The sequence below is a fragment of the Nocardia sp. XZ_19_231 genome (assembly GCF_015355705.1).
Classification (GTDB): domain Bacteria; phylum Actinomycetota; class Actinomycetes; order Mycobacteriales; family Mycobacteriaceae; genus Nocardia; species Nocardia salmonicida.
Map to the genome: position 1 here is coordinate 1,295,486 of NZ_JACUZI010000002.1, position 20,620 is coordinate 1,316,105.

Here is a 20,620-nt window from a genome sequence, read left to right on the forward strand (position 1 = left end):
GCTTGGACCTTTTCGCGCTAGCTGCCAAGGGGATCGGCCGAAGATTCCCCCGTTGGTTGCCAGGTCGCGTGGAATGCGAGGTTTTCCGGGTCGTCGATGTCGAAATCGCCCGCGGCGTGTCGGAACTGTGCCAGCAGCCCGATCAGGTCACGACCCTGTTCGGCAGGCAGACCGGGTTCGGCGAACACCTCGGCGTTGAGCGCCTCCGTGGCCTCGGACACGGATTTCCTTCCCGCATCGGTGATTTCGATGAGAGTTGCCCGGCGATCGCTGGGGTGCGGGACCCGAACAACCAGCCCGGCGGCTTCGAGCCGATCGACGGTATTGGTCACGCTCGTCGGGTGTACCTGCAGACGCGCACTCGCCTTGGCCATCGGCAGCGCGCCGGTGCGGCTGAAACTGAGCAGTTGCAGGAGTTCGTAGCGGGAGAACGTCAGGCCGGAAGGTTTGAGGGCCTCGTCGACGCGCGCCATCACGATCTGCTGCGCCCGGACCAGCGAGGTCACCAGGGCCATTCCGTCGGCGACCGACTCCCAGCCGTGGGCCACCCACTGCCGGTACGCCTCGGCGATGGGGTCATGGGAGAGCGGTCTGGGCCGTGACATGAATCCGATCATTCCACGACCCAGCCGCTTTCCCCACAGAGCGAGCGGCGGGAATTGAACCCGCGTTAACGGCTTTGCAGACCGTTGCCTCAACCACTCAGCCACGCCCGCCTCGCCATTGATACTGCCGTGCACCGATGTGCACGGCCAGGGTTGGGATCAGTGTGATCGCAATGGTCCCGGTGTCGAGGCCGAGGATGCGCGGGGTCGCCGAGGTGGTGTTCGATCAGTGTTTGTTGGCCGGTGCCGAGCAGATCTTCCAGGTGCCGTCTTCCTTGGTGAGGTGCTCCTCGGTGCTGGACTCGGTATCGGGCTCCTCGCCCTCCACCGACAGCGTCAGCTGGCCGGTCACCGTCGCCTTCGCATCGTCGCCGGTGATGACGATGTCTTTGACGTCATCGATCGTCACCTGCACCGTCGCCCGCTCGAACTGTGCGCGCTGCTCGGTGGTGAGATTGTCGATCTCCGTGCGATCGGCCTGGCAGGCCAGCTGCGCGGCGGCGATGAAACCGTCGGAGTCGAGCGTGTCGTAGAAGTCGCGCACCGCGACATCGATCTGCTTCTCGTCCGACGACAACGGCGTACGACCCTGCAACGTGAGCACCACGCCCGTCACCAGCGCGCCTATCACCACCAGCGCGACAACACCGAGCGCGACGAACAACCCGGTCCGCTTCTTCTTCGGCGCGGGCGGCGGTATGAAAACGTCGGGTCCATCCGGATATTCGGGCCCCGGCGGCCCACCCGCCCCGAACCCTGCGTGCGGATACCCCGGCGGCCCGGATGGCATCCCCGGCTCGACCGGCGGCTGCTGACCGAAGGGAGGCTGCTGTCCCTCGGGCGGATTCGTCATGGCAACGCTCCTGATGTCATCGGGGACGTTGGCCCCCAAAACGTATGGAACCGTGCGAGATCAAACCAAAATGAACTGTGTCCTCGGCGGGAATCGAAACTGCGGCCTTCTGCTCCGAAGCAGCCTCGCCCTGTTCGTGCGGGTACACCAAGCTTTCGGCGTACGGTAACCCGCCGATCCGGTCCGGCCAAATTTCGCCGATTCTCCGCCACGCCGCGCGAAACCACACTTTGTCATTCCGTGCGCGCCCGGCTGTCGGCGCTGGATCGATCACGGCTACTCGCTGCCTTCGCTGTGGTCTGTACCTATTCACAGTCAGCACCAGCAGGTGGGCACCTCCTTGGCCCTACTGTCTCGATCAGTAACAACAAAGGAGTTGTCCGATGCTTGCCTTGCTGGCGACGGCGTGGACGGGCATATCCAGTGCTCTGTTCGACGCTCACCGCGCGAACTTGCGGTCCCGTTCCTACACGACCGCCGCGTTCAATCCGCCTACCGTCGCCCGCCGGGTCGTCCCGGTGACCACCAGGGACGGAACCCGGCTGCGCGTGCACTCCTACGGCCCCGAGAACGCGCCGGCCATTGTGTTGGTGCACGGCTGGACCTGCGCCATCGAATACTGGAATGCCCAGATCAACGCGTTCGCCGGTGAGTACCGCGTCATTGCCTATGACCAGCGTGGTCACGGTGGAAGCGAGTTCGGCCCGAGCAAGCTCAGCATGGACTTGCTCGCCGACGACCTCGCCGATGTGCTCGACGCGACCCTGGACGCCGGGCAACGCGCGGTCCTGGTCGGCCACAGCATGGGCGGTATGACTCTGCAAGCCTGGGCAGGTCGCTATCCGGAACAGGTTGCGGCACGAGCGCATTCGGTGCTGCTCGCCAATACCGCGGCCGCGCACCTGATCTTCGAGACCACCGTGGTGCCGCTGTTCAACCGGCCGTCCCGGCTGCTGAAACTCAAAGTGCCGCTGCCGTTCCTGGTGGGCCGCGTCGGCATCGGTTTCCCGATCGTCTTCCCGCCGATCGCCCCGGTGGAATGGCTGTTCGCCCGGCAGATCATGAGCACCGCCGCCAAGGGTGACCTGCTCGACTTCGGCATGAACATCGTCCGATCCTGTCCGGCGCTGGTCCGGGCTCGCTTCGGGTTGCTGGCCGCCGACATGGATCTGGGCGAATCCGCGCGAAAACTGGTGGTGCCCACCTCGATCGTCGCAAGCTCCTTCGATGACGTGATTCCGGTCGCCCATTCCGATCGAATTTCGGAAATGCTGCGTGAGACAGGCAGTTTCGTACGAATGGAAGTTCTGCCGACCGGTCATCTCAGTAACATCGAAGCCCAGCCGGAATTCAACGCGGAACTGACGCGATTGGTCGAGGCCGCCTACCACCGCCCGAAGGAGGCTGTCGGCTAGACACCGGCGGCAGTCTCACGGCCTCCAGCGGGTTTCGACCCAAAAGTGCTGCGATAGTGTCCATTACGGGCAATGTTCGATCGATTTCGACCCGTGGTCGGTAGGAGCCGCCCGGGCCGTTGAATGCGCTCCCGGGTGCGGTGATCGCTTGGGCGATCGGCAAGGCGGCATCGAGGAGTCGATCAGGGACCGGGCAGGGGCGCGAGAGCGCGCGGGACAGGTCCCAGCGGTGCACGAGCATGTCGACGAAATGAATCGACAACACCGTGTCTGTGGCGAGCGGGCCGCGCTCGGGCAGGTCGACGGTCGCGCCGGTTTGTTCCATCGCGACTACCCATCGTGCGGCTGTGTGCGGGAATCCGTGACGAGGATCGTCGGCGCCGTGGTCGATCGGGGCGAGCACGGACGTGATGACGTCCTCGTGACGCTCGTTCATGTGATCGATCAGGTCCATGACCGTCCATCCGTCGCACGGAGTCGGGGCGTCCAACTCGGCATCGGAAACCGTTGTCACATCGTGTGCGATCAGCGCCAAAGCCATGGCATCCAGTCGTAGTAGATCGCTCATCCAGCTAGCTCCTTCTATAGCGTCCGTTCGTTCGCTAAAACTATAGCGAACGAACGGACGCTATACTCGGGTGATGTCACCGCGTAATTCGGTCGCCGAAGCGGCGCGCACCCGAGATCGGATCGTGCGGGCCGCGGTCGAGGAGGCCTCGCGTCTCGGCTTGGAAGGACTCACGATCGGTGCACTGGCCGACGGGCTCGCAATGAGTAAGGCGGGGGTCATCGGGCCCTTCGGATCTCGCGAGAACCTGCAGAACGCAGCGCTCGAACAGGCTGGTCGAGTCTTTCGGGCCGCGGTTCTCGCCCCACTGGCGCAGACGCCTCCGGGCGTGGTGCGCCTGGGTCTGCTGATCGACGCTTGGATCGAGTACCTCGCCGAATGTCCTTTTCCCGGCGGATGTTTCGTCACCGCGGCGTCGACCGAACTGGATGGGCGCCCTGGCGTGCTGCGGGACCGACTGCGGGACATCGTTGCCGACTGGCGCACATTCCTCACCGCTGAAGTTGCTGCGGCACAAGAGGAGTCGTCTGGCACACGGCCTGACCCCGAACAGGTCGCCACCGTGCTCATCGGCATCTCCATGGCGGTCAACCAGGAAATTCAGCTACTCGGGGACTCATCCGCTGCCGAACGCGGCCGTGTGGCCATGCGCACGGCCGTCGGACTGGCCCTGTCACCGTAATTCCGTCGAAAAGCGGGATCTTGCGCGACTCCGAGCGTCGGCCAGGGTCCGATTACAGGCGCTCGAAGAGCCGCTCGACGACGACCGCGACCCCGTCTTCCTCATTCGATGCGGTATGTCCGGCCACCGCCCGGTGGTCAGGCCCGTCCGTGTGCCGAGCTCGCCCGGGGTCATCGCCCTGTTGAGGCTCAGGATATTCAGCGCGTAAAGGTCGGTAGCCCCAGTCCGACTGCTTCGCGCTCGCTCGAGTATGCGGCACAACGGCACTCGGGTACCGGCGGAAGAACAGGCCGACATCGGTTTCGCGTTCGCCTGTTGACAACGGCTCACCCTTCTCATAATCTCTTCTTTAACAAAGATACTGCTTCTAGGCATTAAAATCTTACGAGCAGGTAAGATTACGAGAGAGGTTCCTCCATGAACGCGACTATCGGCGATGCCGAATCGACCACCACTCCCGCCAGGAATCGCCGTCGCACCATCGTGCGAGCACTGGGTGCGACCACCCTCGCGCTCGGCGTCGCCGCCGGCGGCGGTTACGTGTGGCTGAGTCAGACCTCGGATGTGCGCGACACTGGCGTCGCCGAGTGCACCGGCGTCGCACCCGACGGGGGCACCGTTGCCGATCTGCAGGGGGTGTGCGCCACGCTGTCGGAGATGACCGCCGCGTGGGGTCGCAACGACGCCGACGCCTACGGCGCGACCTTCACTGAAAATGCCACGTACACCACCTTTGTCGGCACCCATTACGCGGGCCGTCAGGATCTCACCGAGGGGCATCGAGCCCTGTTCAATGGATTTCTGAAGGGCACAAAGCTTGCCGACTCGTACTTGGACGTGCGCTTCTACGGCGGTGACGTCGCGATCGTCACCAGCCGGGGCGACCGCTACGACGACGAGCGCCCCGCCGAGCTATCCAAGACACAGACCTACACGATGGTGCACGAACCGGACGGCAAGTGGCGTATCGCCAGCTTCCACAACACCCAGCGGCAGCGGGTCATGGAGCGCATCTCCTACCTGTTCGATCCGGCGACCAAGCCTGCGGCCGAACGATGAGGGCGCTCATCACCGGGGCCAGCGCGGGCATCGGCCGGTCCTTCGCGATATCGCTTGCCGAGCAAGGCTATTCGGTCACCGCAGTGGCCCGCGGAATTGCCGACCTGGACCACCTGATGTCCGAACTCGGTGCGGGGCACGACTATCTCGTCGCGGACCTCGCGACCACGGAGGGGCTGCGCGCGACCACCACACTGCTCCGGAGCGGCGGCTACAGCCTGCTGATAAACAATGCGGGAACCGCGACGCACGGTGACTTCGCCGAGCTTTCGCTCGAATCCGCGCTCACTGTGATGGATCTCAACTGCCGGGCGGTCGTCGTCCTGGCCCACGCGTTCCTCGATCACGCTGTGGTCGGCAGCGCGCTGGTGAACGTCTCCTCCACGCTCGGTTACACCCCGAAGCCGGGAATGAGCGTCTACAGCGCCTCGAAGGCCTTCGTCACCACGTTCTCCGAAACGCTGTGGCACGAACAGAAATCCTGCGGCGTGCATGTCCTGGCGCTGTGCCCGGGCGTCACCGGCTCCCGAACCGGCGCCGATGTGCCGCCCTGGCTGGTCCAGACGCCGCAGCAGGTCGTGGACCGTGCCCGGAAAGCCCTGTCCGACAAGGCCGGTCCGGTAGTCCTCACCAACCGGACCAATCGACTGTTCACCGCCGCGCTGCGGCTGCTACCTCGCAAGACCGCACTGGCCATGCTGGCGCACTGAAGGGAAACAATCATGGACACCGACAACACCGCCATCCGCGCTCTCGTCCAGCGCAGCCAGGACGCTTGGAACCGTGGCGACGGCGCCGCCTACGGTGCGTGCTTCACCGCCGACGCCACCGATGTCACCTTCGTCGGCACCGTCTACCACGGTGGCGTGGAGATCGGCCGGGCGCACCAGGCGCTGTTCGACAGCTTCCTGAAAGGCACCCGCCTCACCGTGCAGATTCTCGAAATCCGCAGGTACGGAAACGATTCTGCCATCGTCGTCACGCGAGGTGAATCCTCGAAGGGCGATGCGAAGAAGCTCGGCAAACTCGCGACCTACACCGTGATCCGCGACGCCGACGGCCAGTGGCACATCGCCGCGGTGCAGAAGACCCAGCGCAAGCCGCTGATGGAGGCGGTCTCCTTCAGATTCCAGCCCGCCACGCGACCCGGCGCGCACCGATGACCACCATCGCCGTGGTCGGAGCCACCGGGCGCACCGGGCGGGCGGTTGTCACCGAGGCCCTGGCCCGCGGCAATCGTGTCACCGCGATTGTCCGTTCGGCCGGAAGCCTCCCGCCTGCACCGGGATTGACCGTGATAGTCGCCGATCCAACCGTGCCCGGATCCCTCGTGGGTCTGCTCGACGAGCACGATGCGGTCATCTCCGCACTCGGTGCCCGCGACCGTGGACCCACCACCGTCTACTCGGCCGGCGCCACCGAGATCATCGCCGCCATGCCGCCCAGTGGGCGACTGCTGGTCGTCTCTTCCGCCGGGCTGGACCTTCCGTCCGACGCGGGACCGGCGACCCGATTCCTCGCCCGTGCACTGCATCGAATCATGCGCTACACGTACACGGACATGGCGCGCATGGAACAGCTGCTCGCACGCAGCGAATTACGCTGGACCGCCATCAGGCCCACCCGGCTGACCGACTGCCCTGCCACAAGTAGGCCGCGAATCCTTCTGGGTACGAACACAAAAGCCGGCCCGCGAACCTCACGAGCCGACCTGGCAAGCTACCTACTCGACGCCATCGACGACCCGCGGACCCACGGCGCCGCGGTGGCGATTTCGTCCTGACCTGGCCGGCTCCACGATGCTCGCCATACCTGCGGCACGACGATGCGCCTGCGCAAGGTTCCGATGGCCGTGATCGCGCCGACGAAAAAGGCCCCCGCCAGCTGGAGTGCTGGTCGGGGGCCTTCTTCGTGTGTGCCCTCGGCAGGAATCGAACCTGCGGCCTTCTGCTCCGGAGGCAGACGCTCTATCCCCTGAGCTACGAGGGCGGGATAGATGCCGGTCGCGGTGAGGCGATCGGGCAGCGACAGCGTATCGCATCGAGTGCGGTGCGCCAAAAACCGTGCCGGACCGGGGGATGGGCCGGTCCGGCGGCGGGGGTCAGTTGAGGGGGAGGGGAGTGGCGTTGCGGGTGGCGAGCATGCTCGTCATGAGCTGGGATTCGCCCTCTTGGGTTTTCGACATGGTGGCTGCCAGGGTGCGGACCGCGGTGGTGTCGGCGTGCTCGGCGGCGTAGTCGAGCATCGGGACCCCACCCTGGTGGTGGCGCAGCATCAGTTGCAGGAACATCGTGTCGAGGGCGGGGCCGGTGGACTGGCGCAGCGCGGTCATCTCTTCCTGGCTCGCCATGCCGGGCATCTGCTGCATCGGGCCCGACATCGCGGGTTCGGCCGCACTTCCGCCGTGATGGCCCGCGCTGCCGTGGTCGTCGGTCATCCAGCCCATGTAGCCGTCGACGTTCTGGTTGGACTCGCCCCACAGCTGCAACCAGGCCTGCATGCGGCCGATCTGGTTCTGCTGGGTGGTCAGGATGTCGTAGGCGAGTCGGCGCACGTCGTTGTCGGTCGAGGCGATCAGCGCCACGCCTGCCATGTCGACGGCCTGGGCGTGATGGGCCGCCATGTCCTGGCTGAAACCGATGTCGACAGCGCTGGGCTCGGGTTCGGAGTTCTTCTCCAGCGGCATCCGCAACAGCACGCCCGCCACCGCGCCCAACAGCAGCAGACCGATCGCGCCGAGGACGAGCACCGCCCCGGCCGGGCGCCGCGCGCTCGACTCGGGTGCGGTGTCGTCGGGTTCGACCGTGCTCTCTCCCTGCCCGCTCACTACTGACCCGAGGGCAGGCCGCCCGGCATCGGGATGTTCGGCAGGCCGGGGATGCCCGAGCCGGTGCCGCCGCCGCCGAGTTCGGTCGCGTCGGGGGTCAGGCCCTTACCGTCCATCGGCACCGCTTCCGGACCGTAGGGCGAGGAGTCGAACGGCGGCGGGTTGTTCGCGTCGAAGATCGGGTTCGAGCAGCTCGCGCCGACCTCGGGGTAGGCGTAGGGGTTCTCGCGCAGGGCGGAGATGAACTGCTTGATCCGCGCGTCGTCGGCGTTGTCCAGCTTGAGCTGGTGGCCCCACGACTGCAGCGAGACCGCCGAGTCCAGGCCCGGGTACGGCGACATCAGCGAGTACTGACGGCCCTTGACGAAGTTCGACAGCTTCTCGACACCGGCCGCGTCGACCTTGTCGGGGTTGTAGGCGATCCAGACCGCACCGTGCTCGAGCGAGTGCACCGCGTTCTCCATGCGGATCGGCTTGGCGTACACCGTGCCCGTGCAGTTCGCCCAGGCGCCGTCGTGCGGGCCGCCGAAGGCGGGGGTCTTGTCGTAGGCCACGCGCTGGCTGGCGGTCACGTGCAGACCGGCCGGGTACTCCGATTTCACGACGCCATCGATCTTCGCCGACGGGTCCTGGTTCTCCTTGGAGGGCACCCATTCCTTGAGATCGGTCTGGGCTTCCCGGATCGCGGCCTGGTCCATGTACTTGGGGACAATGCTGTAGGCCAGCAGGCCGACCAGCGCGACGATGGCGAGGCCCGCGCCGAGCAGGGCCCATGGCGTGTCCCGTTTCTTGCCCGGAAGGTTGCCCTTGCGGGTCTTGCGGGACGGAGACGACTTCCCCGCGGCCCGCACGGCCTTGGCTGATGTGGCGCTGGTCCTGCTAGGCATCGCTCGTTGTGCTCTTTCGACGTGTGGATCGGTGGGTTCGTGGCGGGCGGTAGTGGTTGCAAGGGGCCCAGCCAATAGGATAGAGACTCGTGACTCCAGCTGACCTTGCAGATCTCCTTCGTACCACCGCGGCGAAGGTGCTTGTCGAACGCGGACTGGACTCGTCGGTCCTGCCCGAGCAGGTCACAGTGGAGCGCCCGCGCAACCCCGAACACGGCGACTATGCCACGAATGTGGCGATGCAGGTGGCGAAGCGGGTCGGAACCAACCCTCGCGAGCTGGCCGGTTGGCTGGCCGAGGCGCTGTCGGCGACCGAGGGTATCGATGTGGCCGAGATCGCCGGGCCCGGATTCCTGAACATTCGCCTCGCCGCTTCGGCGCAGGGCGTGATCGTGAGCCAGATTCTGGCCGCGGGTGAGATCTACGGCACCGGGTTCGCGCTGGCAGGCACCAAGATCAACCTCGAATTCGTCTCGGCGAACCCGACCGGTCCGGTGCACCTCGGTGGCACCCGCTGGGCCGCCGTCGGTGACGCGCTGGGTCGCATCCTGGCAGCTCAGGGCGCCGACGTGACGCGCGAGTACTACTTCAACGACCACGGCGCGCAGATCGACCGTTTCGCGAAGTCGCTGGTCGCGGCCGCACTGGGCGAGCCGACCCCCGAGGACGGGTACGCGGGCGAGTACATCGCCGAGATCAGCGCGGGCATCGTCGCCGCGCATCCCGAGGTGCTCACCCTGCCCGCCGACGAGCGTCACGAGGTGTTCCGCAGCGAGGGCGTACAGCAGATGTTCGCCCAGATCCGGGCGGATCTGCACGAGTTCGGCACCGATTTCGACGTGTACTTCAACGAGAGCGAACTGTTCGCCTCCGGCGCCGTCGAACAGGCCGTCGAGCAGCTCAAGAACTCCGGCAACCTGTACGAGAAGGACGGTGCGTGGTGGATCGCCAGCACCGAATACGGCGACGACAAGGACCGCGTGGTCCTCAAGAGCGACGGCAACGCCGCCTACATCGCCGGTGACATCGCCTACTTCCAGAACAAGCGTGGCCGCGGCTTCGACCTGGCCATCTACATGCTCGGCGCCGACCACCACGGCTACATCGGCCGGCTGAAGGCCGCCGCGGCCGCGTTCGGTGACGACCCCGACACCGTCGAGGTGCTGATCGGCCAGATGGTGAACCTGGTGCGCGACGGCGTCGCCGTGAAGATGAGCAAGCGCGCGGGCACCGTGGTGACCCTCAACGACCTGGTCGAGCAGATCGGCGTCGACGCCGCGCGCTACGCGCTGGTGCGGTCCTCGGTGAACTCGAGCATCGACATCGACCTGGATCTGTGGACCAAGGCGAGCAGCGAGAATCCGGTCTACTACGTGCAGTACGCGCACTCGCGGACCAACAGCATCATCGGCAACGCCGCGAAGTACCCCGAATTCGCTTCGGTGGCACCGGATTTCGCGCTGATGACCTCCGGCCGCGAAGGCGACCTGATCCGCACCCTCGGCGACTTCCCGCGCGTGGTCGCCACCGCCGCCGATACCCGCGAACCCCACCGCATCGCCCGCTACCTCGAAGAACTGGCCGGTGTCTACCACCCGTTCCAGTCCGACGACGACATGCGCGTGCTCCCCAAGGGTGACGACGCCGTCACTCCGCTCAACGCGGCCAGGCTCGAACTGGTCAAGGCGACCCGCCAGGTGCTGGCCAACGGTTTGGCCCTGCTCGGCGTGAGCGCACCGGAGCGCATGTGAACACCGGCAAGCTTTTCAGGAAGGACGCACCGAGATGAGTGCACACCCGGCCGGTCCCCGGCACGCAGAGATCCCGCACGCCCCGAGTCTGGCCGAGCGCCCGACCGACCCGAGGGAGATGATCGATCTCCCCGCGAACGTCTGGCCGCGCAACGCCTCGCGCGCTGACGACGGTGTGGTCCGGCTGGCGGGCGTGCCCGTCACCCAGCTCGCCGAGCAGTACGGCACGCCGCTGTTCGTGATCGACGAGGACGACTTCCGCTCGCGCTGCCGCGACATGGTGGCCGCGTTCGGGGCGAACGCCCGCGTGCACTACGCCTCCAAGGCGTTCCTGTGTGGCGAGATCGCGCGCTGGATCCGCGACGAGGGCCTTTCGCTCGACGTGTGCTCCGGCGGCGAGCTCGCGGTGGCGCTGAACGCTGGTTTCCCGGCCGAGCGCATCGCGCTGCACGGCAACAACAAGTCGGTGCCCGAGCTCGAAGCGGCCGTGGCGGCCGGTGTCGGGCACGTGGTCGTCGACTCGCTGTACGAGATCGAGCGGCTCGAAGCGGTCGCCGGTGCGGCGGGCGTGGTGCAGGACGTGCTGGTCCGCGTGACCGTCGGCGTCGAGGCGCACACCCACGAGTACATCTCCACCGCGCACGAGGACCAGAAGTTCGGCTTCTCGATCGCCGGTGGCGACGCCATGGAAGCGCTCGCGCGCGTCTTCGAGGCCGACAACCTGCGTCTGGTCGGTCTGCACAGCCACATCGGCTCGCAGATCTTCGAACTCGACGGCTTCGAGATCGCCGCGCGCCGCATGCTCGGTCTGCTGCGCGAGGCCATCGACAAGTTCGGCATCGACCGCACCGCCCAGATCTCGACCCTGGATCTCGGCGGCGGTCTCGGTATTTCCTACCTGCCGAGCGACAACCCGCCCCCACTGGGCGAATTCGCCACCAACCTGCGCGCCCTGGTCGCCGCCGAGGCCACCCGTGCCGGGCTGCCGGAGCCGACCATCGCCGTGGAGCCGGGCCGCGCCATCGCGGGTCCGGGCACCGTCACCCTGTACGAGGTCGGCACCATCAAGGATGTCGAACTCGACGGTGGCGCGCGCCGTCGCTACGTGAGCGTGGACGGCGGGATGAGCGACAATATCCGCCCCGCGCTGTACCAGGCCGACTACGATTGCCGTCTGGTCTCGCGCTCGTCGGACGCCCATGCGGTCGTTGCCCGCGTGGTCGGAAAGCATTGCGAGAGTGGCGATATCGTCATTCGTGACACCTGGATGCCCGCCGACGCGGCCCCCGGTGACCTGGTAGCCGTGGCCGCGACCGGTGCGTACTGCTATTCGATGTCGAGCCGCTACAACCTGCTCACCAGGCCCGCCGTGGTCGCGGTGCGTGACGGTGCGTCGCGACTGATTCTGCGCCGGGAAACGGTGGCGGACCTGCTCAGCCTGGAGGTGGAAGAATGAACGGCACCAAAGATGCGGGGCGTCCGCTCGGCGTAGCCGTGCTCGGGATGGGCACTGTCGGTACCGAGGTGGTTCGCGTGCTGCGCGATCACGCCGATGACCTGCGTTCGCGCGTCGGAGCACCGCTCGTGCTGCGCGGTGTCGCGGTGCGCGACATCAGTAAGGACCGCGGCCTGCCCGCCGAGTTGCTCACCACCGACGCCGCCGCGCTCGTCGCTCGCGACGATGTCGACCTCGTGGTCGAGGTCATGGGCGGTATCGACCCCGCCCGCAAACTGATCGGCGACGCGCTCAACGCGGGCAAGTCCGTCGTCACCGCCAACAAGGCGCTGCTGGCCGACTACACCGGTGAACTCGCCGCCGCTGCTGAAGGCAGCCGCGCCGACCTGTACTTCGAGGCCGCGGTCGCCGGTGCGATCCCGGTGGTCCGCCCGCTGATCCAGTCGCTGTCGGGTGACCGGGTGAACAAGGTCGTCGGCATCGTCAACGGCACCACCAACTTCATCCTCTCCGCGATGGACGAGACCGGCGCCGCCTACGACGATGTGCTCGCCGAGGCCACCGCGCTCGGCTACGCCGAAGCCGACCCCACCGCCGATGTCGAGGGCTACGACGCCGCCGCCAAGGCCGCGATCCTGGCCTCGCTGGCGTTCCACACCCGGGTGACCGCGGCGGACGTCTACCGCGAGGGCATCTCCAAGATCACCGCCGAAGACCTCGAGACCGCGTCGGCCGTCGGCTGCACGGTGAAGCTGCTCGCCATCTGCGAGCGCGTCTCGGCCGGTCCGGGCGAGCCGACGCTGGAACAGGGCGGCAAGGATCGCGTCTCGGTGCGCGTCTACCCGGCGCTCATCCCGCGCAAGCACCCGCTGGCCTCGGTCAACGGCGCGTTCAACGCGGTTGTCGTCGAAGCCGACAACGCCGGTCGCCTGATGTTCTACGGGCAGGGCGCCGGTGGCGCCCCCACCGCGTCGGCCGTGCTCGGTGACCTGGTGATGGCCGCGCGCAACAAGTTCTACGGTGGTCGGGCACCCGGCGAATCGGTTTATGCTGAGCTGCCGATCGCGCCGATCGGTGATACTCCCACCCGCTATCACGTGAACCTGCAGGTGGAGGATCGTCCCGGCGTGCTCGCCGCTGTCGCCGACACCTTCGCCCAGCACGGGGTGAGCATCTCCACCGTGCGTCAGCAGGGCCACGGCGACGGCGCCCGACTCGTGGTCGTCACCCACCATGCGGTGGAGTCGTCGCTGGCGGATACTGTCGCCGTATTGGCGGACATGGAATCCGTCACCGCTGTGACCAGCGTTCTCAGACTGGAAGGCACAGAAGAATGAGCTCCACCGGCATCGCCCCCCAGACCGGCGTGCACTCGCGCTGGCCCGGTCTGATCGCTGCCTACCGCGACCGCTTGGCCGGTGCGGCCGACTGGGAGCCGGTGACCCTGTTCGAGGGCGGTACCCCGCTGGTCCCCGCGCCGCACCTGTCCGCGCTCACCGGGTGCGAGGTGTACCTCAAGGTCGAAGGTGCCAACCCGACCGGTTCGTTCAAGGACCGCGGCATGACCATGGCGATGACCGACGCCAAGTACCGCGGTCAGAAGGCCGTGCTGTGCGCGTCGACCGGTAACACCTCGGCCTCGGCCGCGGCGTACGCCACCCGCGCCGGCATGGAATGCGCGGTGCTGATCCCGCAGGGCAAGATCGCGATGGGCAAGCTGGCCCAGGCCGTGATGCTCGGCGCCAAGATCATCCAGGTCGAGGGCAACTTCGACGATTGTCTCGAGCTGGCGCGCAAGGTGACCGCGGAGTTTCCGCAGGTCGGCCTGGTGAACTCGGTGAACCCGGCGCGTATCGAAGGCCAGAAGACCGCCTCGTTCGAGATCTGCGACGTGCTCGGCAAGGCGCCCGATGTGCACGTGCTGCCGGTCGGCAACGCGGGCAACATCACCGCCTACTGGCGTGGATACCGCGAATACCACGCCGACGGCATCACCTCGGTGCTGCCGCGCATGCTCGGCGTGCAGGCCGCCGGTGCGGCGCCGCTGGTCAACGGCGCGCCGGTAAAGGACCCGGAGACCATCGCGACCGCCATCCGGATCGGCGCCCCGGCGTCGTGGAACGGTGCGATGGAGGCCAAGGAGCAGTCCGGCGGCGCCTTCCGCGCGGCCACCGACGACGAGATCCTGGCCGCCTACCGCCTCGTCGCCGCGAAAGAGGGCGTCTTCGTCGAGCCCGCCTCGGCCGCGAGCGTGGCCGGTCTGCTGGCCGCGCGCAAGGAAGGCTGGCTGGATTCGGGCCTGACCGTCGTGTGCACCGTGACCGGCAACGGTCTCAAGGACCCCGACAACGCGCTGGCCGGAATGCCGGCGGTCAAGCCGATCGCGGTCGACCCGGTCGCCATCGCCCGCGAACTCGAGCTGGCCTGAGTTGACCGCACCCGAGCCCACGCTGATGACAGCGACGCTGCCCGCCGGTCTCGAAGTGACCGTGCGCGTTCCCGCCTCCACGGCCAATCTCGGTCCCGGATTCGATTGTCTCGGAATGGCATTGGGCATCTACGACGAAATCGTGGTGCGCACCACCGAATCGGGACTCGGCATCCGCGTCGAGGGTGAAGGCGCCGACGACGTGCCTTGGGGCCCAACACATCTGGTGGTCCGCGCGATCGAGCGTGGACTGGAATCGCTGGGTGTGTGGGCCGACGGTCTCGATGTGGTGTGCCGCAATGTGATTCCGCACTCGCGTGGGCTGGGTTCCAGCGCGTCGGCCGTGGTCGGTGGACTGGCCGCGGGCGCCGGGCTGGCGGCGAAGTTCGACCCCGCGCTGCGCATGGACGACGACCGGCTGGTGCAGCTCGCCTCGGAGTTCGAAGGCCACCCCGACAATGCCGCTGCCAGTGTGCTCGGGGCAATCGTGGTGTCGTGGACCGAAACCGATGCCGCGCAGACCCGCGCCTACCGGGCCGTGCGGCTCACCCCGGCGTCGGCTCTTCGTCCGGTGGTGCTGATCCCACAGGAACGCTCCTCCACGGCGCACACCCGCGGGCTGCTGCCCGAGCAGGTGCCCCATGGCGACGCGGCGTTCAACGTCAGCCGGGCGGCGCTGGCCGTCGTCGCGCTGACCGAACGCCCCGATCTGCTGATGTCGGCCACCGCCGACCGGTTGCACCAGACCCAGCGTGCACCCGCGCTACCACTCACCACGAAGTGGATCGAGCTGCTGCGCGCTGCGGGAATCGCGGCGACGGTTTCGGGCGCCGGCCCGACGATTCTCGCGCTGACCACCGAAGAATTCCCCGATGACCTGCGCAAACAGGCCGAATCGGACGGTTTGCGCGTGGTCGAGCCCGGCATTGCCGCCGGAGTATCGATCGACTGACGGCGTGCCTGCCTTGCCGTTGTTCGCAATAGGCAGCTATTCTGAGCAAGTCCGTACATCGTGCGCATCAGACGCCGGTGCTTCATCAGGGCAATCGCTCCCCTCACCACTGTCTTCTGGTGGCGAAGGCCTCCGGTCCTCCCGCGGCGGGTAGTACGGCACAGGCGTCGAACATGGACGCATAATCCGAGCTCGGCATATGTTGCCGGGTCTACGGAACGGAACCCTCGAATCAGCACACGGCATTCGAGGGAAGGAAAGGACTTCCGTGACAGAAACGGACCTGCTCGCGACACCCGGGGTGGATTCCAACCCTACGAACTCGGGCAGCCGCGAAAGTGAATCCGGACAGATTTCGAAAATGAGCGAACAAACCGACGTCGCACGATCGGGGCTGACTGGAATGCTGTTGCCGCAGTTGCGCGCACTGGCGGGGGAGCTCGGTATCCGAGGTACCTCCGGAATGCGTAAGGGCGATCTCATCGCCGCTATCAAGGAAAATCAATCCGGAGCGCCGGCCAAGGGCGACAAGCCCGCCGCCGTGACGGCCGCCGCGCCTGTCGCGAACGAAGCGCCCGCCAAGAGCGAAGCGCCCGCGACGAGCGAAGCGCCCGCGAAGGTGGAGAAGTCCGCCAAGGCCGAGAAGCAGGCCGCGCCCGCCGAGAAGCAGGCCGCGCCCGCCGAGAAGCAGGCTCCCGCCGAGGTCAAGGCCACTGAGGCCAAGACCGTCGAGGCGCCGGCCGAACCGGCCGCGACCGAGCAGGTCAAGACCGATGCCCCCGCCGACGCAGGCGAGGATTCCGGTCGCGATGGTGGTCAGCGTGGTCGTGGCAGGCAGCGCCGTGGGCGTGACCAGGCCCGTTCCGGTGGTGGCGACAATGCCCCCGCCGAGAACCGCGCCCCCGCCGAGAATCGCGCCGAGGAGACCAAGCAGGCCGATAAGGCCGAGGGTGGCGACCAGGGCGAACGCCGACGCGATCGTGGCGACCGCAACGGTGCCGAGCGCAACGAGCGCAACGGCAACGACCGTGGCGGCAACGACCGTAGCGGCAACGACCGTGGTGAGCGCACCGGTGGCGACCGTAATCAGAACGAGCGCAACCAGAACCAGAGCCAGAACGGCAACACCGGTGGTAATCGCGGTCCCCGCGACGACCGCGGTGGTGACGACGAGGAAGGCGGCCGCGGTCGCCGGGGTCGTCGATTCCGCGAGCGTCGTCGTGGTCGTGACCGCGATGGTGGTCCCGTCGGCGGCGGCCAGACCGAGGCCCGCGATTACGACATTCGCGAGGACGACGTCCTGCAGCCGGTTGCAGGCATTCTCGATGTCCTCGACAACTACGCGTTCGTGCGGACCTCCGGCTACCTCGCCGGCCCCAACGACGTGTACGTGTCGATGAACCTGGTCCGCAAGAACGGCCTGCGCCGCGGTGACGCGATCACCGGTGCGGTGCGTGCCCCGCGCGACGGCGAGCAGAACAACCAGCGACAGAAGTTCGACCCGCTGGTTCGCCTGGACACCATCAACGGTGGCGAGCTGGAAGCAGCGCGTCGTCGTCCGGATTTCCAGAAGCTCACCCCGCTGTACCCGAACGAGCGGCTGCGCCTGGAAACCGCGCAGAACAAGCTCACCACGCGCGTGATCGACCTGATCATGCCGATCGGTAAGGGCCAGCGTGCCTTGATCGTGTCCCCGCCCAAGGCGGGTAAGACCACGATCATGCAGGACATCGCCAACGCGATCTCGATCAACAACCCCGAGTGCTACCTCATGGTTGTCCTGGTCGACGAACGTCCCGAAGAGGTCACCGATATGCAGCGTTCGGTGAAGGGTGAGGTCATCGCCTCCACCTTCGACCGCCCGCCGGGTGACCACACCTCCGTCGCCGAGCTCGCCATCGAGCGTGCCAAGCGTCTGGTGGAAATGGGCAAAGACGTTGTGGTGCTGCTCGATTCGATCACCCGATTGGGTCGTGCGTACAACAACTCCTCGCCTGCCTCCGGCCGCATCCTCTCCGGTGGTGTCGACTCGACCGCGCTGTACCCGCCGAAGCGTTTCCTCGGCGCGGCACGCAACATCGAGAACGGTGGCTCGCTCACCATCATCGCCACGGCGATGGTGGAGACCGGTTCCACCGGCGACACGGTGATCTTCGAAGAGTTCAAGGGCACCGGCAACGCCGAGCTCAAGCTCGACCGCAAGATCGCCGAGCGGCGCGTGTTCCCCGCGGTGGACATCAACCCGTCGAGCACCCGCCACGACGAGCTGCTGCTCTCGCCCGACGAGATGGCTGTCGTGCACAAGCTGCGGCGCGTGCTGTCGGGTCTCGACTCGCACCAGGCGATCGATCTGCTGATGGATCGTCTGCGCAAGTCGAAGAACAACCTCGAGTTCTTGATGACGGTCTCCAAGACCGCACCGAGCGCTCTCGACGAGTGATCGTCTAGAACTACTGGCAAGGGCCTCGCTTCGGCGGGGCCCTTGTTCGTTCTCGGCCGCCTTGATCTGGACTGAGTGGAGGGTGCGACGAAGGAGTGCCCGGAGGGAGGGAAGATCGAGGGAACAGGCCGAGAACTCGCGGCGCCAGCCGCCATATAACAGGGAACAAACCGGCGGTGGGGGGTGTTCTGAGGGAGTGCGGCCTGATCTGGCATACTGGACCGCTGTGTGTCTGCGAGTTCTCGCAGACTCCCGCCTAGTCGGTTCCGGTTCACGTACTCCACTCCATGGAGCTACGACCCGGCGACCAATATCGAGAGGACGCCCATGAAGGCAGGAATCCACCCCACGTACGTCGACACCACCGTTGTGTGTGGTTGCGGCAACACCTTCCAGACTCGCTCCACCAAGGAGTCCGGCCAGATCTCGGTCGAGGTCTGCTCGCAGTGCCACCCGTTCTACACGGGCAAGCAGAAGATCCTCGACACCGGCGGCCGCGTGGCTCGCTTCGAGGCTCGCTACGGCAAGCGCCCCGGTTCCAAGAAGACCGAAGACGCCTCCTAGCTACCTCCCCCGACGCCCGGTACTGCTCACGCAGGCCGGGCGTCGGTGGTTTCTGTACCCGAGGTCATCGCTTTCGCACACCATAAGGAAACTCACGTGACGCAGCCGTCCGCCATCGACGACATTCTGGCCGAGTACGCGGGCCTCGAGATGCAGCTGGCCGATCCGTCGTTGCACAACGACACCGGCGCGGCGCGGCGTGTTGGTAAGCGGTTCGCCGAGTTGGCGCCGGTGATGAGTACCTATCGCAAGCTCGAGACCGTGCGCGACGATCTCGAAGCCGCCCGTGAACTGGCTTCCGACGACGCGTCGTTCGCCGCGGAGGTGCCCGGGCTGGAATCGCAACTGGTGGAATTGGAGCAGGCGCTTGCCGATCTGCTCGCCCCGCGCGACCCGCACGACGGCGATGATGTGGTGCTCGAGGTGAAGTCCGGCGAGGGTGGCGAGGAATCGGCGCTGTTCGCGGCGGATCTGGCCCGCATGTACATCCGCTACGCCGAGCGGCACGGGTGGAAGGTGGAGACGCTCGACGTCACCTATTCCGACCTGGGCGGCTACAAGGACGCGACGCTGTCGATCAAGAGCAAGGACGCCGCGCGCGACGGGGTGTGGTCGCGATTCAAGTTCGAGGGCGGGGTGCACCGGGTGCAGCGCGTGCCGGTGACCGAATCGCAGGGCCGCATCCATACTTCTGCCGCGGGCGTGCTGATCTACCCCGAGCCCGACGAGGTCGAGCAGGTGCAGATCGACGAGACCGACCTGCGCATCGACGTCTACCGGTCCTCCGGCAAGGGCGGCCAGGGCGTCAACACCACCGACTCCGCCGTCCGCATCACCCACCTGCCGTCCGGCATCGTGGTGACCTGCCAGAACGAACGCTCCCAGTTGCAGAACAAGGCGCGTGCCATGCAGGTGCTCGCCGCCCGGCTGCAAGCGCTGGCCGAGGAGCAGGCCGACCAGGAAGCCGCGGCCGGTCGCGCCAGCCAGATCCGTACGGTCGACCGCTCCGAGCGGATCCGCACCTACAACTTCCCGGAGAACCGGATCGCCGATCACCGCATCGGGTTCAAATCGCACAATCTCGACGCGGTCCTCGACGGTGATCTCGACCCGCTGCTCGACGCGCTCGGCAAAGCAGACCGCGACGCGCGCATGGCTGCCGAGTGATCGGCATGAGCGGACTGACACAGTGACCGAACGTCTGCGGTTGCGACCGCTGATCGTCGAAGCCGCCGCGCGGCTGGCCGAGGCGGGTGTCGGTTCGCCGCTGCCCGACGCGGAGAACCTGGCCGCATATGTGCTCGGCACCGAGCGTATGCGGCTGGCGTTGATCCCGATTGTCGAGCCCGAGATCGCCGACCGGTACCGCGCGCTGATCGAACAGCGGGCCGCGCGAATTCCCTTGCAGCACTTGACCGGAACGGCGGCGATAGGGGAGATCGAGCTCACCGTCGGCCCTGGCGTCTTCGTGCCTCGCCCGGAGACCGAACTGCTGTTCGCGTGGGCGCTGGCCTATCTGGCGACCCTCCCGCACGACCACGCGCCGATCGTCGTCGACCTGTGCACGGGCTCGGGCGCGCTGGCCCTTGCCATCGCCCACGCCCGCCCCGACGCCGAGGTCCACGCCGTCGAACTCGACCCCGAGGCCCTCGCCTGGGCCCGCCGCAACGCCGACGCCCGCATCGCCGACGGTGACACCCCGGTCACCCTGTACGCCGGTGACGTCACCGACCCGGCCCTGCTCACCGCGCTGGCGGGCACCGTCGACCTGGTCGTCGCCAACCCGCCCTACATCCCCGAAGCCGCGATCCTCGAACCCGAGGTAGCCGACCACGACCCCCACCGAGCTCTGTTCGGCGGCCCGGACGGCCTCGACGTCATCCGGGCGATGATCCCCACCGTCGCCCGCCTCCTGCGCCCCGGCGGCGCCACCGCCATCGAACACGACGACACCAACGGCGGGGGAGCGGCTGCCCTGCTCGCGACAGCCGATTTCACCGAGATCGTCGAGCACACCGACCTCGCCGACAAACCCCGCTTCGTCGTCGCCCGCCTCGGCTAACTCCGATCGGGCGGAATCCGCGAGGTCGAACCGATGCGCTCGCGACCCAGCGCTTCCGAGCGCACTCCGAG

The 20,620-nt window shown here is 67.0% G+C and carries 20 protein-coding genes and 2 tRNA genes; 15 read left to right on the forward strand and 7 right to left on the reverse strand.

Features of this window, described 5'->3' with window-relative positions; genetic code table 11:
- Positions 1–17 precede the first annotated feature (17 nt).
- The 3 genes from IBJ82_RS13050 to IBJ82_RS13060 form a co-directional block, all read right to left on the reverse strand.
- Positions 18–605, reverse strand: a complete 588-nt coding sequence (locus IBJ82_RS13050; protein ID WP_194826115.1) for a MarR family winged helix-turn-helix transcriptional regulator — start codon at positions 603–605, stop codon at positions 18–20.
- A gap of 39 nt (positions 606–644) precedes the next feature.
- Positions 645–716: transfer RNA gene (locus IBJ82_RS13055), tRNA-Cys, on the reverse strand.
- A 115-nt stretch (positions 717–831) separates the two neighbouring features.
- On the reverse strand, positions 832–1,458 hold the full coding sequence (locus IBJ82_RS13060; RefSeq protein WP_228536870.1) for a hypothetical protein: 627 nt from the start codon (positions 1,456–1,458) through the stop codon (positions 832–834).
- Positions 1,459–1,841: 383 nt separating this feature from the next.
- Here IBJ82_RS13060 and IBJ82_RS13065 point away from each other — a divergent pair, with 383 nt between their 5' ends.
- The gene (locus tag IBJ82_RS13065; protein ID WP_194826116.1) at positions 1,842–2,873 is read left to right on the forward strand and encodes an alpha/beta fold hydrolase; all 1,032 of its coding nucleotides are present in this window, start codon (positions 1,842–1,844) and stop codon (positions 2,871–2,873) included.
- Here the strand turns inward: IBJ82_RS13065 and IBJ82_RS13070 are convergent.
- Positions 2,809–3,441, reverse strand: a complete 633-nt coding sequence (locus IBJ82_RS13070; protein ID WP_194826117.1) for a maleylpyruvate isomerase family mycothiol-dependent enzyme — start codon at positions 3,439–3,441, stop codon at positions 2,809–2,811. The genes IBJ82_RS13065 and IBJ82_RS13070 overlap by 65 nt on opposite strands.
- A gap of 73 nt (positions 3,442–3,514) precedes the next feature.
- On the opposite strand from IBJ82_RS13070, the gene IBJ82_RS13075 reads away from it, so the two are divergent.
- From IBJ82_RS13075 to IBJ82_RS13095, 5 genes are all read left to right on the forward strand, one after another.
- Positions 3,515–4,123: a TetR/AcrR family transcriptional regulator gene (locus IBJ82_RS13075; protein WP_194826118.1), complete on the forward strand. Its 609-nt coding sequence runs from the start codon at positions 3,515–3,517 to the stop codon at positions 4,121–4,123.
- Between the two features lie 417 nt (positions 4,124–4,540).
- Positions 4,541–5,182, forward strand: a complete 642-nt coding sequence (locus IBJ82_RS13080) for an SgcJ/EcaC family oxidoreductase (RefSeq protein WP_194826119.1) — start codon at positions 4,541–4,543, stop codon at positions 5,180–5,182.
- Positions 5,179–5,892: an SDR family oxidoreductase gene (locus IBJ82_RS13085; RefSeq protein ID WP_194826120.1), complete on the forward strand. Its 714-nt coding sequence runs from the start codon at positions 5,179–5,181 to the stop codon at positions 5,890–5,892. Before IBJ82_RS13080 ends, IBJ82_RS13085 begins: the two co-directional genes overlap by 4 nt.
- Positions 5,893–5,904: 12 nt before the next feature.
- The gene (locus tag IBJ82_RS13090) at positions 5,905–6,345 is read left to right on the forward strand and encodes an SgcJ/EcaC family oxidoreductase (protein WP_194826121.1); all 441 of its coding nucleotides are present in this window, start codon (positions 5,905–5,907) and stop codon (positions 6,343–6,345) included.
- Entirely contained in the window at positions 6,342–6,965 is a 624-nt protein-coding gene (locus IBJ82_RS13095; RefSeq protein WP_194826122.1) for an NAD(P)-dependent oxidoreductase, read from the forward strand. The genes IBJ82_RS13090 and IBJ82_RS13095 overlap by 4 nt, the downstream gene beginning before the upstream one ends.
- Positions 6,966–7,098: 133 nt before the next feature.
- On the opposite strand, the gene IBJ82_RS13100 is transcribed toward IBJ82_RS13095, so the two are convergent.
- The 3 genes from IBJ82_RS13100 to IBJ82_RS13110 all read right to left on the reverse strand — a co-directional run bounded on the left by IBJ82_RS13100 (position 7,099) and on the right by IBJ82_RS13110 (position 8,896).
- A tRNA-Arg gene (locus IBJ82_RS13100) sits at positions 7,099–7,171 on the reverse strand.
- A gap of 112 nt (positions 7,172–7,283) precedes the next feature.
- The gene (locus IBJ82_RS13105; RefSeq protein WP_194826123.1) at positions 7,284–8,009 is read right to left on the reverse strand and encodes a DUF305 domain-containing protein; all 726 of its coding nucleotides are present in this window, start codon (positions 8,007–8,009) and stop codon (positions 7,284–7,286) included.
- Positions 8,009–8,896 carry a DUF3105 domain-containing protein gene (locus IBJ82_RS13110; protein WP_194826124.1) on the reverse strand — a complete coding sequence of 296 codons (888 nt, stop codon included), beginning with the start codon at positions 8,894–8,896 and terminating at the stop codon, positions 8,009–8,011. The genes IBJ82_RS13105 and IBJ82_RS13110 overlap by 1 nt, the downstream gene beginning before the upstream one ends.
- Positions 8,897–8,985: 89 nt before the next feature.
- Between IBJ82_RS13110 and argS the strand changes: the two genes are divergently transcribed.
- From argS to prmC, 9 genes are all read left to right on the forward strand, one after another.
- Positions 8,986–10,647, forward strand: a complete 1,662-nt coding sequence (argS, locus tag IBJ82_RS13115) for an arginine--tRNA ligase (protein WP_194826125.1) — start codon at positions 8,986–8,988, stop codon at positions 10,645–10,647.
- Between the two features lie 34 nt (positions 10,648–10,681).
- Positions 10,682–12,103, forward strand: a complete 1,422-nt coding sequence (lysA, locus tag IBJ82_RS13120; protein WP_194826126.1) for a diaminopimelate decarboxylase — start codon at positions 10,682–10,684, stop codon at positions 12,101–12,103.
- Positions 12,100–13,440, forward strand: coding sequence for a homoserine dehydrogenase (locus tag IBJ82_RS13125; RefSeq protein ID WP_056817919.1), 1,341 nt, complete (start codon positions 12,100–12,102; stop codon positions 13,438–13,440). The genes lysA and IBJ82_RS13125 overlap by 4 nt, the downstream gene beginning before the upstream one ends.
- Entirely contained in the window at positions 13,437–14,531 is a 1,095-nt protein-coding gene (gene thrC, locus IBJ82_RS13130; RefSeq protein WP_194826127.1) for a threonine synthase, read from the forward strand. Before IBJ82_RS13125 ends, thrC begins: the two co-directional genes overlap by 4 nt.
- A gap of 25 nt (positions 14,532–14,556) precedes the next feature.
- Positions 14,557–15,483, forward strand: coding sequence for a homoserine kinase (gene thrB / locus IBJ82_RS13135; RefSeq protein WP_194826260.1), 927 nt, complete (start codon positions 14,557–14,559; stop codon positions 15,481–15,483).
- A 268-nt stretch (positions 15,484–15,751) separates the two neighbouring features.
- On the forward strand, positions 15,752–17,923 hold the full coding sequence (gene rho, locus IBJ82_RS13140; RefSeq protein WP_194826128.1) for a transcription termination factor Rho: 2,172 nt from the start codon (positions 15,752–15,754) through the stop codon (positions 17,921–17,923).
- Positions 17,924–18,250: 327 nt separating this feature from the next.
- The gene (rpmE, locus tag IBJ82_RS13145; RefSeq protein ID WP_194826129.1) at positions 18,251–18,487 is read left to right on the forward strand and encodes a 50S ribosomal protein L31; all 237 of its coding nucleotides are present in this window, start codon (positions 18,251–18,253) and stop codon (positions 18,485–18,487) included.
- Between the two features lie 96 nt (positions 18,488–18,583).
- Positions 18,584–19,654 (forward strand): peptide chain release factor 1, encoded by a 1,071-nt coding sequence (prfA, locus tag IBJ82_RS13150; RefSeq protein WP_194826130.1) that lies wholly within the window; start codon positions 18,584–18,586, stop codon positions 19,652–19,654.
- A gap of 22 nt (positions 19,655–19,676) precedes the next feature.
- Complete coding sequence (gene prmC, locus IBJ82_RS13155; protein ID WP_370585287.1) at positions 19,677–20,549, forward strand: peptide chain release factor N(5)-glutamine methyltransferase; 873 nt, start codon at positions 19,677–19,679, stop codon at positions 20,547–20,549.
- The last annotated feature ends 71 nt before the right edge of the window (positions 20,550–20,620 follow it).

What these genes read in the sequence shown, in the direction of transcription:
- thrB (WP_194826260.1), top strand. Translation starts at nt 14,557, where the DNA reads ATGACAGCGACGCTGCCCGCCGGTCTCGAAGTGACCGTGCGCGTTCCC.
- thrC (WP_194826127.1), top strand. Translation starts at nt 13,437, where the DNA reads ATGAGCTCCACCGGCATCGCCCCCCAGACCGGCGTGCACTCGCGCTGG.
- IBJ82_RS13080 (WP_194826119.1), top strand. Translation starts at nt 4,541, where the DNA reads ATGAACGCGACTATCGGCGATGCCGAATCGACCACCACTCCCGCCAGG.
- IBJ82_RS13095 (WP_194826122.1), top strand. Translation starts at nt 6,342, where the DNA reads ATGACCACCATCGCCGTGGTCGGAGCCACCGGGCGCACCGGGCGGGCG.
- IBJ82_RS13065 (WP_194826116.1), top strand. Translation starts at nt 1,842, where the DNA reads ATGCTTGCCTTGCTGGCGACGGCGTGGACGGGCATATCCAGTGCTCTG.
- rpmE (WP_194826129.1), top strand. Translation starts at nt 18,251, where the DNA reads ATGAAGGCAGGAATCCACCCCACGTACGTCGACACCACCGTTGTGTGT.
- IBJ82_RS13050 (WP_194826115.1), bottom strand. Translation starts at nt 605, where the DNA reads ATGTCACGGCCCAGACCGCTCTCCCATGACCCCATCGCCGAGGCGTAC.
- IBJ82_RS13075 (WP_194826118.1), top strand. Translation starts at nt 3,515, where the DNA reads ATGTCACCGCGTAATTCGGTCGCCGAAGCGGCGCGCACCCGAGATCGG.
- lysA (WP_194826126.1), top strand. Translation starts at nt 10,682, where the DNA reads ATGAGTGCACACCCGGCCGGTCCCCGGCACGCAGAGATCCCGCACGCC.
- IBJ82_RS13085 (WP_194826120.1), top strand. Translation starts at nt 5,179, where the DNA reads ATGAGGGCGCTCATCACCGGGGCCAGCGCGGGCATCGGCCGGTCCTTC.
- IBJ82_RS13060 (WP_228536870.1), bottom strand. Translation starts at nt 1,458, where the DNA reads ATGACGAATCCGCCCGAGGGACAGCAGCCTCCCTTCGGTCAGCAGCCG.
- IBJ82_RS13125 (WP_056817919.1), top strand. Translation starts at nt 12,100, where the DNA reads ATGAACGGCACCAAAGATGCGGGGCGTCCGCTCGGCGTAGCCGTGCTC.
- IBJ82_RS13110 (WP_194826124.1), bottom strand. Translation starts at nt 8,896, where the DNA reads ATGCCTAGCAGGACCAGCGCCACATCAGCCAAGGCCGTGCGGGCCGCG.
- IBJ82_RS13070 (WP_194826117.1), bottom strand. Translation starts at nt 3,441, where the DNA reads ATGAGCGATCTACTACGACTGGATGCCATGGCTTTGGCGCTGATCGCA.
- IBJ82_RS13090 (WP_194826121.1), top strand. Translation starts at nt 5,905, where the DNA reads ATGGACACCGACAACACCGCCATCCGCGCTCTCGTCCAGCGCAGCCAG.